Raw genomic sequence first — 11,979 nt, 5'->3', positions numbered from 1 at the left:
ACTCTTACAATTTTAAAACAGAAACAATCCGAACTGTAATGTTTTTAATAAACCGATACAGAGATGTCATTTCCATATTCGAGAAAATATGTTTTTTCTAGAGGTGAGCGAACCATTCTTTATCCCTCTAAATTACCAGAATCCCACCCCTTCAACTTACCTATAAACGGTAAAAAGCAAAATCACCCTGCCCCATCCATATAAAAAAGCAGTAACCTCATTCATAAAAGGTAACTGCTCTCTGATAAGCTCCGAACAGTACTTGTCCTTTGACAAATTAGGATTATACCCCTGTACGCTTACGTTGGTTATTCGGCTTTTTGGTCAACTGGCTTTTAAGCTGTTTCGTTTTCTTCACAACGCCTGTTTCCAGTTTATCTTTACTTGATCCCGCTTGCTTTTGAGCCAGTTTTTGTTTGACTGCATCGGCCAGGCTTAATTTTTTATTTTCAGACATACTATTGTCTCCTTTAGTGTTCTGCCTTCTATTATAATATAGTTGCGATTAGAAAGATAATAGGGAGTTATAGCCTATTCTTGTTCAAAAAATCCTCTGGATAAAGGAAGTTTCGCCAACGAGGGACTAATTTCCTGCTCCTTTTAAAGGATTAATGATAAATTATGTTGACTTCATAATCAGAATTTGCTAAATTGTCTTTATATTATAAAATCTATGAAGAGAAAGAGTAAGATGAGAACCCTGTTCCACAGAGAGTCGACATGTGGTGGAAGTCGATGTCCAAGGCCTATCCGAAAATCATCTCTGAGATGCAAAGCTGAAAATGCAGTAGGCTTTGACGGGTTTCCGCCGTTACAATGGATCACGTATGAATTCGTACGTTGACTGAGTGCCGCAGCTTCTTTGTAGTGCGGAATATGGGTGGTATCGCGAGCACAAACTCGTCCCTGATTTTCAGGGGCGAGTTTTTTATTTGCACAAAACACTTTAATTAGCCTTTTTCAGGCCAGTCGGCGAGAGTTATCATTTTAAAAAAAAGGAGAAATCACCATGAAAAAAACAGACACATTATTTATCGGCCTTATGCTTTTCTCAATGTTCTTCGGAGCGGGGAATCTTATATTCCCTCCATTTTTAGGAGCATCTTCAGGAACTTCTTTCTGGCCGGCCATTGCCGGTTTTGTCGCCACCGGAGTCGGCCTGCCAATTTTGGTGCTTCTTGCAGTCTCACTTGTTAAAGGCGGGGCACAAACCATTGGTGCCCGTGTACATCCACTATTCAGCACGTTGTTCATGGTTGTCATCTATTTAAGCATCGGGCCGTTTCTGGCCATTCCACGGAATGCGAATGTTGCCTATGAAATGGGCTTCAAGCCGTATCTTGGCGACTCAATGAATCAATCACTATTTCTATTCTTGTTCACAACCGTATTTTTCATCACCGTTTATGCCATTTCATTGAATCCAGAAAAAATGGAAACCTTCATGGGACGCTGGATTACACCCGTTCTTCTTTTGTCCATGGTCATTCTCTGTGTCGTTGGGTTCGTAAAGCTTGATGCTCCATTCCAAGCTCCAACCGAAGCATATGCTGCAGGAGCATTTTCAAAAGGGTTCATTGAAGGCTACAACACGATGGATGCTCTAGCTTCCCTGGCTTTTGGGATCGTCATCCTTACTTCAATCCAGCAAAGGGGGATTTCCGAACGAATGCAATTGACGAGATATACAGTAAAAGCGGGTCTCATCGCTGGTGTTTTGCTTTCTTTAGTTTATATCTCCTTAGGAGTAATCGGGGCACGCATGGCAGCCGATGGTTCATTCGAAAACGGAACGGATATCCTCACAGTCGCATCGACCCTTTTACTTGGAACTGGCGGTAAAGTCCTTCTCGGCATCATTTTCACTTTAGCATGCTTCACCACCGTCGTCGGATTGACGACTGCTTGCGGACAGTATTTCTCGAAACTTTTCCCCAAGCTTAATTATAAAACCGTCATTCTGATCGTAACAATCATCGGTTTCATCCTTTCAAATATGGGTCTGAATCAAATTCTGAAAGTATCGGTACCATTCCTTGTGATGGCTTATCCGTTAACGATCGTCCTGATTGTCCTGACATTCTTCAGCCGTCATTTCAAAAACCCGAAGAAGGTTTATCGCAGTGCAATGACTTTCACAGGAGTTTTCGCCTTGATGGATGGACTGAATGCTTTCGGCTTACAATTAGGACCCGTGCAAACCTTGAGTGATGTCCTTCCCCTTTCCGCCTACGGCATGGAGTGGATCATCCCTGCTCTCGTCGGTACAGCCCTTGGTGTTCTGCTCAGTCAAATCGGACAAACAGCTCCAGCTGAGGAGTTGGAAATCGAAACACTATAATAATGAAGTAAGCAGGTGATTTTACAGATCATCTGCTTATTTTGTGCACGCCTGCATTGCTTTATTTTGGAAATAGACATCCACTTTTTGTTATGATGGGGTCAAAGGAGATGATAAGTAATATGTCTAAGCAGACCCGCATTGGTAAAACAGATCTGTATGTAAATCCGATTGGCCTTGGTACGAATGCAATTGGCGGACATAACCTTTTCCCTAATCTAAGTGAGGATACAGGAAGGGATGTTTTGAGAACGGCGTTGGAAGAGGGAATCAACTTTTGGGATACAGCTTACATTTACGGTCCTGAGCGTTCAGAAGAACTTATCGGTGAAATCCTTAAAGATAGCCGCAGACGCGATGACATAGTCCTTGCCACTAAAGGGGCACATAAATTTGTCGATGGCAACATCGTCTTTGATAACTCTCCGGCTTTTCTGAAAGATGCCGTGGACTCGAGTCTAAAAAGGCTCCAAACAGACTACATCGACTTATTTTATATCCATTTCCCTGATGGCGATACCCCTAAAGATGAAGCAGTAGGTGCCTTAAAGGAATTGAAGGATGCAGGCAAAATCAAGTCAATCGGCGTCTCGAACTTTTCATTCGAACAATTGAAGGAAGCGAATAAAGACGGCTATGTCGATGTCCTGCAATCCGAGTACAATCTATTCAAACGTGAGGCAGAACAAGACCTGCTGCCATATACGGCCGAGAATGATATTTCCTTCATTCCTTATTTCCCCCTTGCTTCCGGTCTGCTCGGCGGCAAATATAATCAGGAATCAACATTCGATGACGGCCGGGCAAAAAGTCCGCTTTTTCAAGGACAAGCCTTTGTAAGCAACCTGCAAAAAGTGGAAGAAGTACGGGCGATCGCCAACAGGAAGCATACCGAAGTCGCCGATGTCGTACTAGCTTGGTATTTAACTCGGCACTCGATCGATGTACTGATTCCCGGAGCGAAAAAGCCAGAACAGGTCACACGCAACTTACAAGCATTGGATGTCGATCTAACCATGGACGAAATCGCCGAAATCAGTGCCATTTTCGCTTAATTATAGATGTGAAAAGGCTGTTCAGTTTTAAGCTGAACGGCCTTTTTATCCTGCTCTGCGGTTCATCCTTGTACTTAAATTGACTGTAGGCTCTCTATATTGCTTAGGTACCTCTACTTTGTTATATTTAGTGAATATTCCATAAATTAAGGAAGAGGCAGTCTAATGAAAAAATCTATTGTTATTTTATTTCTTATCTTGGCCAATTTGTTCTGGGCCGGTAATTACATTTTCGGAAAATACGTTGTGACAGAACTTTCCCCGATCCAGCTAACATTTACGCGATGGCTAATTGCCGTTTTCTTATTGTTTCCTTTAGCGCAATGGATTGAAAAGCCACACTGGAAGAGTGTATGGAAAGCCTGGAAATTACTATTAGTCTTGGGTGTGCTCGGGATCATCAGTTATAATTTTTTCCTTTATTGGGCTTTGACCTATACAACTTCCATGAATGCCGCTCTTGTCAATTCCATGAACCCTGCCTTAATTGTTCTTTTTTCCGCTTTGCTGTTAAAGGAGAAAATTTCATCCCTCCATGCACTCGGACTTATCATATCTTTATTCGGCGTTTTATTGGTCTTGACAAAAGGACACCTTCTGGATATTTTCCAGCTCACCTATAATAAAGGCGACCTATTGATGATCCTGGCGATTCTCGTTTGGACCTTCTATTCAATAATCGGTAAAAAACTGAAAAATATTCCGATCATCTCTGCTACTGCCGTTTCCGTATTTCTCGGATTGATTCTCGTCGCTCCATTTGCCATTGGCTCGGGAATGAACCTTGATTTAAGCAGTAAAGCAATCACGGGTCTCTTATATATTGGAATCTTCCCGTCTGTCGGCTCATTTATTTTCTGGAATATTTCCCTTCGTCATATCAATGCCGGCCAGGCTGGAATTTATCTGAATCTGATTGCCGTATTTACCGCCATCCTTAGCCTGGTTTTAGGTCATGCGATTACGATCATCCAAATCCTCGGTGGCATCCTTGTCTTTATTGGCGTTTACCTGACAAGCAAAAAGAAAAAGGCATATCCGGCAGCTGTCACGAAGAACATGTAAAGAACATCCTGTAATTCTCACCAACGAACGCTTTCTTATCTTTTCCCCTTGTCTATGCACCATGATTTACGTTATCCTTTAAAGAAGAAAATCTGAATGTAAAGGTGTGCTTTAGTTGAGGATCAATAAATTTATCAGTGAATCCGGAATTACCTCGCGACGAGGCGCAGACAAATGGATAGCCGAGGGCCGTGTGACGATTAATGGCACGGTAGCTGAGCTCGGCAGTCAAGCTGAACCCGGCGATGATGTTCGTGTAGACGGAAAGCCGATAAAAGTCGAGCAGCAAAATGTCTATATTGCACTGAATAAACCGATAGGGATTACAAGTACGACCGAAAAACACATTAAAGGCAATATCGTTGATTTTGTAAATCATCCGCTTCGCATTTTTCATATCGGACGGCTGGACAAAGACTCAAGCGGTCTGATCCTTCTTACAAATGACGGAGACATCGTAAATGAAATCCTTCGTGCAGAAAACAAGCATGAAAAAGAATACATCGTAACCGTGGATAAGCCTATTACCGCGTCCTTCATTAAAGATATGTCCTCCGGAGTGGAGATTTTGGATACGAAAACACTTCCTTGTAAAGTTGAGCAGTTGACCAAATATACATTTAACATCACTTTGATGCAAGGACTAAACAGACAAATCCGCCGTATGTGCTCCGCACTGGGTTATGAAGTCCGTGATTTACATCGAATCCGGATCATGAACATCCATCTGGACGGACTGGCGAACGGACAATGGCGCGACCTGACCGAGGATGAATTGACAGAACTATTTAAGGAATTGGATTACACCCCAAGGCAAAGATGATAATGAAGATGCCCCCAGAACTCCGGGGGCATCATTTTTTTACTTTCAGAAGAATTTTCAGCAATCATTTGCTATTAGTTTTGCGGGTATTCTCGTGAGTTTCACGCTTTTACTCGTAAGTTTTGCACTTTTACTCGTGAGTTTTGCACTTTTACTCGTAAAAATGCTGCTGTTTTATTCGTGAATTCTACTTTACTCGTGAGTTTCACGCTTTTACTCTTGAATTCCACACTTTTACTCGTGAGTTTTAAGGTTTTACTCGTGAATTTCACGCTTTTACTCGTGATTTTCACGCTCGTGAGTTTTGCGGTTTTACTCGGAGCATGCATGGCAAACCTCGCTTTGGGATAAGTGATCGAGCCACCACCAATCACAACAATTTTGAGGGATTCCATGGAATGGTTGCCCTGGCATTTAAGCAGCCTACCATGTGGATAGCATATGCAGTCATCGCATCGGCTGACTATTGATATGGCTAATCCCTTAATGATGTACTTACCCTAACTGGCGTTTAAATGCTTTACTGGCGAAGAAGTAAGCAATGACCATTATGCCGACACACCAGGCAAGCGCGATCCAAATATCGTTGCCAACAGACCCTTCATACAAGAGGGCACGAATCGCATTCACGATTGAAGTCACGGGCTGGTTCTCAGCGAACGCACGGACAATTTTAGGCATGGTTTCGGTGGGGACAAAGGCAGAACTGATAAACGGCAGAAAAATCAGCGGGTACGAGTAGGCTGTCGCGCCTTCCATAGACCCCGCTGTCAATCCGGGAATGACCGCAAGCCATGTCAGCGCTAGCGTAAACAGCGTGAGTATCCCAGCTACCGCGAGCCAATCCAGGATATCAGCGCTGGAACGGAAGCCCATCAAGAGCGCGACAAGGATAACCACCACGACAGTAAGCGCATTGGAAACAAGCGAGGTCAACACGTGAGCCCACAATACCGACGAGCGCTTGATGGGCATGGTAATGAAACGCGCCATCAGTCCGCTCTTTACATCCGTAAACAGCCGCACGGAAGTGTAAGCGACGCCGGATGCGATAGCCATCAGCAAAATTCCCGGCAATAAATAATTTACGTAGTTGTCCGTGCCTGTCTCTATGGCGCCGCCAAATACGTAGACAAACAGCAGCAGCATCATAATCGGCGTAATCGCCACCGTGATAATTGTATCCGGGCTGCGCATGATGTTGCGCATTAAACGTCCTAGTAATACCCCTGTTTTGCTTTTCATTTACATCTTCTCCTTTTTGCCGATGATCGCGAGGAAAATTTCCTCTAGTGTCGGCTGCTTCTCGATGTACTCCACTTTCGCTGGCGGGAACATCTCCTTGAGTTCGGTAAGGGTCCCGGTCGAGATGATTTTTCCGCCATGCAGGATGGCGATGCGGTCCGCCAGTTGCTCGGCTTCCTCCAGGTACTGGGTCGTCAGCAAGATGGTCGTGCCTCCGCCGGCAAGCTCCTTGACGGTATCCCAGACTTCAATCCGCGCTTCGGGATCAAGCCCTGTCGTCGGTTCGTCGAGAAAAATGACTGCTGGCGTCCCGATGAGGCTCATGGCGATGTCAAGCCGGCGCTTCATCCCGCCGGAATATTTGTCCGCCCGGCGGTTGGCCGCATCGGTCAAGCTGAATCTCGCAAGCAGATTGTCGGCGACTTGAGCAGGATTGGAAACTCCCCGCAACTTGGCGATCATCATCAGGTTTTCCCGCCCGGTGAGCATACCGTCTAAAGCTGCGAACTGCCCTGTCAGGCTGATGCTCTGGCGAACATGATCCGGTTGATGCTGGACGTCAAAGCCGCAAATACCTACTTCGCCGCCATCGGCCTTCATCAGAGTCGAGAGGATATTGACCGTCGTCGTCTTGCCCGCTCCATTTGAGCCCAGCAGTGCGAAAATTTCGCCACGCCGTACCTCAAAATCCACCCCATTTAAGACTTCATTGTCTTTAAAGGATTTTTTCAACCCTTTTACAGAAATTGCTGCATTGCTCATACTTTTTTCCTCCTTTTAATAGTGCGGCAAGGCCGCTTGTAAGTTTCGTAATTATCCGGTCGAGCGCCTAGCGGAACTAGATTGCCTATTCTCTCCTATTTAGTATGACTGATAATCTGTATTACTTATTACCGAGTTAAAAATATAACTGAATAGCGAAGGTGGCAATTCACATTTGTAACCAGCTATTCAGTCGGAATTATCTATTGAATTTATTTTTTCCCAATCGCTTCATGATACTTTCATTCAAATCTTCACGATACTTGGCGAAATAGGTTCTAGCATTTGCCACTAGCTCGTCGGCAAAGGACGCCACGTCGTCCCCAGTGATTTCCAGCACTTGTCTGCCTTCCGCCGCACCGGCTTCGAACAAATCGATTAATTCATACTGCATGTGCAGCATATCCATCCCGCTGCCCGCTGAGAAATTCCACATGTAGCTTTGAATTTTCTTAAATACAAACTGATAGTCCTCTGGTAGGGCTTCAACCCGTGCCATCATCATTTTATACTCTTTTTTATCACCAATCATTTTTTTGAACATTTCCATCATGTTATTTTTCCTCCTATTTATAAAGCTGAACAAGACACTCCAAAAATATCGTACGGAATATCTTATGAAGCTAGACTGACTTTAAGACGTTGATTTTCGATGATACAAAATCCCATTTTTTCCAAAACAGTTCAAGTTCCTGGCGACCAGCCTCATTAAGTGAGTAAAACTTGCGGGGCGGCCCCATATCTGACGGTTTCTTCTCTATGTTCACCAGTTTTTTCTTTTCTAATCGCACGAGTATAGTGTAGACCGTCCCTTCCACGACTTCAGTAAACCCAAGGTCGTTCAGGCGGCGGGTAATCTCGTAGCCATAGGTTTCATTGCGGCTGATGATTTCCAGCACGCAGCCTTCCAGCGAACCTTTCAGCATTTCAGTTAAATTTTCCAAGTTCAGAGCCTCCTCTATTTTGTGACTTATAACTTAGTTCTGAGGGGAATTTTTACTGAATAGCTTTTGGGTAATGTAATCACGCTATTTAGTATTACTTATTACAACTAAACTGTAACACCGAGTAGCAGAGGTGTCAACTTTTTTTCTTTTTAATATTTTTGCAACTTCACTATTCAGTGTTACTTACTATAGAGTATGCTGTAACACGTAGTAGGTGACTGTCAACTTGAATTTTTTTTAAAATCAGCTATCTCATTGGATACAGCTGATTTCTTTTATGGAGCTTTTACTTCCTCCTATGCTTCATGATTACATTAATTAATTAATTCCACTTTACTCGTGAGTTTTACACTTTTACTCGTGAATTATACTGTTTTACTCGTGAATTTCTCACTTTTACTCGTGAGTTTTGCACTTTTACTCGTGAATTCCACTTTACTCGTGAGTTTTGCACTTTTACTCGTGAGTTTCGCACTTTTACTCGTGAGTTCCACGCTTTTACTCGTGAGTTCCACGCTTTTACTCGTGAATTTCTCACTTTTACTCGTGAGTTCCACGCTTTTACTCGTGAGTTTCACGCTTTTACTCGTGAATTCCACTTTTTCACGAGTAAGGGGCAAAAATAAAAAGCAACCTGCATTAGGCTGCTCGTTATCGGCTCTAAATTATACCCACCATAAATCAGTTGGGCTTTCGTTGATGAGTACAGTTTTCAGATTGGTTACGGCCCGTTGGAATCCTTCTTCAACCGACATTAGCGGATCTTCGTGTTCGATGCTGACGACGTAATCGTAACCGTATGTGCGAAGGGCGCTCATGATGTCGGACCACTCTTGCAGGCTGTGGCCGCATCCTACAGAGCGAAAGTTCCAGGCACGGCTCTGGATATTTCCATATGGCTGCATGTCGGTTAACCCATACATATTGATGTTATCCTGATCCAAGTATGTGTCTTTTGCGTGGAAGTGGTAGATTGCTCCCGCTTTCCCGAGGATTTTGATGGCCCCGACTGGTTCGATGCCCTGCCACCAAAGATGGCTTGGATCAAGGTTGGCGCCTATTGCATCAGATGTAGCTTCCCGAAGTTTTAACAAGGTGTAGGGTGTGTGCACGAGAAAGCCCCCATGCAGTTCAAGGCCGATTTTTATATTGTGTTGATCGGCAATGGCGGCCGTCTTTTTCCAATAGGGGATCAATTTTTCTTCCCATTGCCATTTCAGCACATCTGTATACTCATTCGGCCATGGGGCGACGGGCCAGTTTGGATATTTAGCTCCTTCGTGATCACCTGCTGTACCGGAAAAGGTATTGACGACCGGGACGTTCAGTAAGGAAGCAAGCTTGATTGTTTTAATCAGTGTTTCATCACTTTCTTTAGCAAATGCTTCATCTGGAGAGATTGGATTGCCGTGGCAGCTGAATGCACTGATCGTTAACCCTCTTGCTTGAACGGCTTCGAGGTATTTTTGGCGCTTTTCTTCACTTTCCAGCAGTTCATCGAGTGGACAATGGATATTCCCTGGATACCCGCCTGTACCGATTTCAACTGTTTTTAATCCGGAATCCGCGACATAATCAAGCATATCTTCGAATGATTTTTGAGCAAATAGCACTGTAAAGATCCCTAATTTCACATGCCCCACCTCACCTTTTCATTAATTTATACTCATGACCTTCCCACTTGCCGAGCTTTGATAAATGGCTTCGATTATTTTTGAAACTTTCATGGCTTCCGATGGTTTTACCAATGGTTCTGCCAACCCCAGGCAGCTATTAATAAAGTTCTCTGCCTGTTGCAGGTCTGGTGTATCCTCCCCTGGCATCCATACTGCTTCACTATTTAAAAGCATGCCGTGCTTAGCCTGATTCAAGACTAAAGGGAACACATCAAGTCCGCCCTGCGTTCCGGATAAACTTAAAACAGTTGCTTCTTCACGGATATTCGCTGCCCAGGATGTTTCGAATAATAGAGATGCTCCGTTGGCAAATTTGATATATGCCGTGGCATGGTCATCCACTTCAAATACCGAGGCATCGAAATTCCCCCATAAATTGACCTGATCGACACCCTTACTGACATAATTATATGTCGAACCAACGATTTCAATCGGTTCTGGGTCATCCATCAGCCATAATGCCAAATCAAGCAAATGGCAGCCGTAATCGATCACGCTTCCCCCGCCTTGTAATTCCTTACTTGTAAAAACTCCCCAGCCAGGGACTTTGCGTCGTCTGATTGCCTGTACACGCGCTACATAAGGTTCACCGATTTCACCGGCCTGAATCATTTTCTTTGCAGCCTGGGCTTCCTTCATGAAGCGGTAATGATAAGCAGTCGATAACACTTTACCCGATATGCTTGCAGCCTCGGTTATTGCTAAACATTCCTCAGTTGTAATGGCCATTGGCTTTTCGCATAACACATGAACACCCGCTTGCAGAGCAGCAATGGAAATCTCCGCATGGAACTTGTTTGGCGTTGCAATCGTAACAGCATCCACTTCAGCAAACATTTCTTCATAATTGGTGAAAACCTTTTCGATATGAAATTCACGCGCCACTTCTCGCGCCTTCATTTCATCTATATCCTGAATGGCGTATAAAACCACTTTATCTTGAAATTTTTGAAAAGCTGGGATATGCCTTTTTTGGGCAATTCCGCCAGCACCGATAATACCCATTTTTAATTTGTACATGATGACTTTTAACCCCTTTATAAGCGGATGATTTTTCGGGATGCATTTGATTCCATCGCGCCAAGAATGACTTTTAATGATTTTAATCCTTCAACTCCTGAGACAAGAGGCTCCTCATTGTCCACCACACATTTTACAAAGTGGCTGATCACTTCGGAATCATGCTGTCCTTCTGAGTCATTAGTCTGGATGCTTCCTAATTGGATGGTTTCTGTCTTTCCATTATCATGATGGATGATCAGTGAGTATTTCGGATCGTCTTCAAGGCGCAATACCGCTTTTTCCGCATAAATGACCGTAGCATTGTCTTCTTTTGCATAAGACCAGCTGGCGGTAAGAGTTCCGATGATACCGCTCTCCGTCCGGAGGATACAGGCCGCACTGTCATCAACGTCCGTATTTTTCTTGGCAGTCGTTTCCACAAAGGCTCCCACTTCAACAAATTCTTCTCCAAGGATATACCGTAATAAATCAGCTTTATGAACGCCTAAATCGCCCATTGCACCAATGACTGCCTGATCCTTCTTAAAAAACCAGCTTTCCAGTCCGTCCACGCTCCAGGTTTCCGGCCCGGAATGTCCAAAAGCCGTCCGGAAGCTATAGACCTTCCCTAGCTCCCCGCTCTCAATAAGCTGTTTCGCTTTTTGATGAGAAGGAACAAAACGCTGATTATGACCAATCATTAGTATTTTGCCGCTTTTCGCTGCTGCTGCATTCATTTTTTCAGCGTCCACCAAAGAAGTAGCCATTGGTTTCTCGCAAAGGACATGCTTACCAGCTTCCAGGGCCGCAACCGTGATGCGTGCATGCAGGTAATTCGGTGTACATACACTGATCGCTTCAATCTCCTCTTTCTTCAAAAGTTCTATATAATCAGTATATGCTTGGGCGCCATACCTTTGTGCTGCTGCATTCGCCCGGTCCTGCACAATATCACAAACGGCAATGATCTCCGTTTCCTGATGTGCATCATACTCCGGAAAATGCCTGTTTTTTGCGATACTCCCGCATCCAATGACTCCTACCTTCACTTTGCCCATTTTGT

At 44.2% G+C, this 11,979-nt stretch carries 14 protein-coding genes and 1 other annotated feature; of the genes, 4 read left to right on the top strand and 10 right to left on the bottom strand.

What is annotated here, in order from left to right:
• Positions 1-283 precede the first annotated feature (283 nt).
• A complete protein-coding gene (locus ACIQZD_RS20205) occupies positions 284-457 on the bottom strand; it encodes a hypothetical protein (protein WP_164468807.1) in 174 nt (57 codons plus the stop codon).
• A gap of 207 nt (positions 458-664) precedes the next feature.
• Positions 665-911, top strand: a binding site (T-box leader).
• Between the two features lie 98 nt (positions 912-1,009).
• Between ACIQZD_RS20205 and brnQ the strand changes: the two genes are divergently transcribed.
• From brnQ to rluF, 4 genes are all read left to right on the top strand, one after another.
• On the top strand, positions 1,010-2,341 hold the full coding sequence (gene brnQ, locus ACIQZD_RS20200) for a branched-chain amino acid transport system II carrier protein (RefSeq protein WP_402905835.1): 1,332 nt from the start codon (positions 1,010-1,012) through the stop codon (positions 2,339-2,341).
• A gap of 122 nt (positions 2,342-2,463) precedes the next feature.
• On the top strand, positions 2,464-3,396 hold the full coding sequence (locus tag ACIQZD_RS20195) for an aldo/keto reductase (protein ID WP_402905833.1): 933 nt from the start codon (positions 2,464-2,466) through the stop codon (positions 3,394-3,396).
• Between the two features lie 165 nt (positions 3,397-3,561).
• A complete protein-coding gene (locus ACIQZD_RS20190) occupies positions 3,562-4,461 on the top strand; it encodes a DMT family transporter (RefSeq protein ID WP_402905831.1) in 900 nt (299 codons plus the stop codon).
• Positions 4,462-4,576: 115 nt separating this feature from the next.
• The gene (gene rluF / locus ACIQZD_RS20185) at positions 4,577-5,284 is read left to right on the top strand and encodes a 23S rRNA pseudouridine(2604) synthase RluF (RefSeq protein WP_350301088.1); all 708 of its coding nucleotides are present in this window, start codon (positions 4,577-4,579) and stop codon (positions 5,282-5,284) included.
• Positions 5,285-5,385: 101 nt separating this feature from the next.
• Here rluF and ACIQZD_RS20180 read toward each other — a convergent pair whose 3' ends face one another.
• The 9 genes from ACIQZD_RS20180 to ACIQZD_RS20140 form a co-directional block, all read right to left on the bottom strand.
• The gene (locus tag ACIQZD_RS20180; RefSeq protein ID WP_402905829.1) at positions 5,386-5,679 is read right to left on the bottom strand and encodes a hypothetical protein; all 294 of its coding nucleotides are present in this window, start codon (positions 5,677-5,679) and stop codon (positions 5,386-5,388) included.
• 100 nt (positions 5,680-5,779) lie between these two features.
• Positions 5,780-6,529: an ABC transporter permease gene (locus ACIQZD_RS20175; protein WP_402905827.1), complete on the bottom strand. Its 750-nt coding sequence runs from the start codon at positions 6,527-6,529 to the stop codon at positions 5,780-5,782.
• Positions 6,530-7,291, bottom strand: coding sequence for an ABC transporter ATP-binding protein (locus ACIQZD_RS20170; RefSeq protein WP_402905825.1), 762 nt, complete (start codon positions 7,289-7,291; stop codon positions 6,530-6,532). It abuts the gene before it with no gap.
• Between the two features lie 199 nt (positions 7,292-7,490).
• Positions 7,491-7,844 carry a DUF1048 domain-containing protein gene (locus ACIQZD_RS20165; RefSeq protein ID WP_402905823.1) on the bottom strand — a complete coding sequence of 118 codons (354 nt, stop codon included), beginning with the start codon at positions 7,842-7,844 and terminating at the stop codon, positions 7,491-7,493.
• A 70-nt stretch (positions 7,845-7,914) separates the two neighbouring features.
• Positions 7,915-8,235 carry a PadR family transcriptional regulator gene (locus ACIQZD_RS20160; RefSeq protein WP_402905821.1) on the bottom strand — a complete coding sequence of 107 codons (321 nt, stop codon included), beginning with the start codon at positions 8,233-8,235 and terminating at the stop codon, positions 7,915-7,917.
• 368 nt (positions 8,236-8,603) lie between these two features.
• Positions 8,604-8,858, bottom strand: a complete 255-nt coding sequence (locus ACIQZD_RS20155; protein ID WP_402905819.1) for a hypothetical protein — start codon at positions 8,856-8,858, stop codon at positions 8,604-8,606.
• A 45-nt stretch (positions 8,859-8,903) separates the two neighbouring features.
• Positions 8,904-9,872, bottom strand: a complete 969-nt coding sequence (locus tag ACIQZD_RS20150) for a sugar phosphate isomerase/epimerase family protein (RefSeq protein ID WP_402905817.1) — start codon at positions 9,870-9,872, stop codon at positions 8,904-8,906.
• 21 nt (positions 9,873-9,893) lie between these two features.
• Positions 9,894-10,934, bottom strand: coding sequence for a Gfo/Idh/MocA family protein (locus tag ACIQZD_RS20145; protein ID WP_402905815.1), 1,041 nt, complete (start codon positions 10,932-10,934; stop codon positions 9,894-9,896).
• A 17-nt stretch (positions 10,935-10,951) separates the two neighbouring features.
• On the bottom strand, positions 10,952-11,974 hold the full coding sequence (locus tag ACIQZD_RS20140) for a Gfo/Idh/MocA family protein (RefSeq protein ID WP_402905813.1): 1,023 nt from the start codon (positions 11,972-11,974) through the stop codon (positions 10,952-10,954).
• Between the last annotated feature and the right edge of the window lie 5 nt (positions 11,975-11,979).

The sequence above is a fragment of the Peribacillus sp. NPDC096447 genome (genome assembly GCF_044762725.1).
Classification (GTDB): Bacteria; Bacillota; Bacilli; order Bacillales; family DSM-1321; genus Peribacillus.
The sequence above is the reverse complement of the archived record's forward strand: the minus strand, read 5'-3'. Positions and strand labels throughout refer to the sequence as shown.

What these genes read in the sequence shown, in the direction of transcription:
- ACIQZD_RS20205 (WP_164468807.1), bottom strand. Translation starts at nt 457, where the DNA reads ATGTCTGAAAATAAAAAATTAAGCCTGGCCGATGCAGTCAAACAAAAA.
- ACIQZD_RS20140 (WP_402905813.1), bottom strand. Translation starts at nt 11,974, where the DNA reads ATGGGCAAAGTGAAGGTAGGAGTCATTGGATGCGGGAGTATCGCAAAA.
- ACIQZD_RS20170 (WP_402905825.1), bottom strand. Translation starts at nt 7,291, where the DNA reads ATGAGCAATGCAGCAATTTCTGTAAAAGGGTTGAAAAAATCCTTTAAA.
- ACIQZD_RS20195 (WP_402905833.1), top strand. Translation starts at nt 2,464, where the DNA reads ATGTCTAAGCAGACCCGCATTGGTAAAACAGATCTGTATGTAAATCCG.
- ACIQZD_RS20175 (WP_402905827.1), bottom strand. Translation starts at nt 6,529, where the DNA reads ATGAAAAGCAAAACAGGGGTATTACTAGGACGTTTAATGCGCAACATC.
- ACIQZD_RS20180 (WP_402905829.1), bottom strand. Translation starts at nt 5,679, where the DNA reads ATGGAATCCCTCAAAATTGTTGTGATTGGTGGTGGCTCGATCACTTAT.
- brnQ (WP_402905835.1), top strand. Translation starts at nt 1,010, where the DNA reads ATGAAAAAAACAGACACATTATTTATCGGCCTTATGCTTTTCTCAATG.
- ACIQZD_RS20165 (WP_402905823.1), bottom strand. Translation starts at nt 7,844, where the DNA reads ATGATGGAAATGTTCAAAAAAATGATTGGTGATAAAAAAGAGTATAAA.
- ACIQZD_RS20145 (WP_402905815.1), bottom strand. Translation starts at nt 10,934, where the DNA reads ATGTACAAATTAAAAATGGGTATTATCGGTGCTGGCGGAATTGCCCAA.
- ACIQZD_RS20190 (WP_402905831.1), top strand. Translation starts at nt 3,562, where the DNA reads ATGAAAAAATCTATTGTTATTTTATTTCTTATCTTGGCCAATTTGTTC.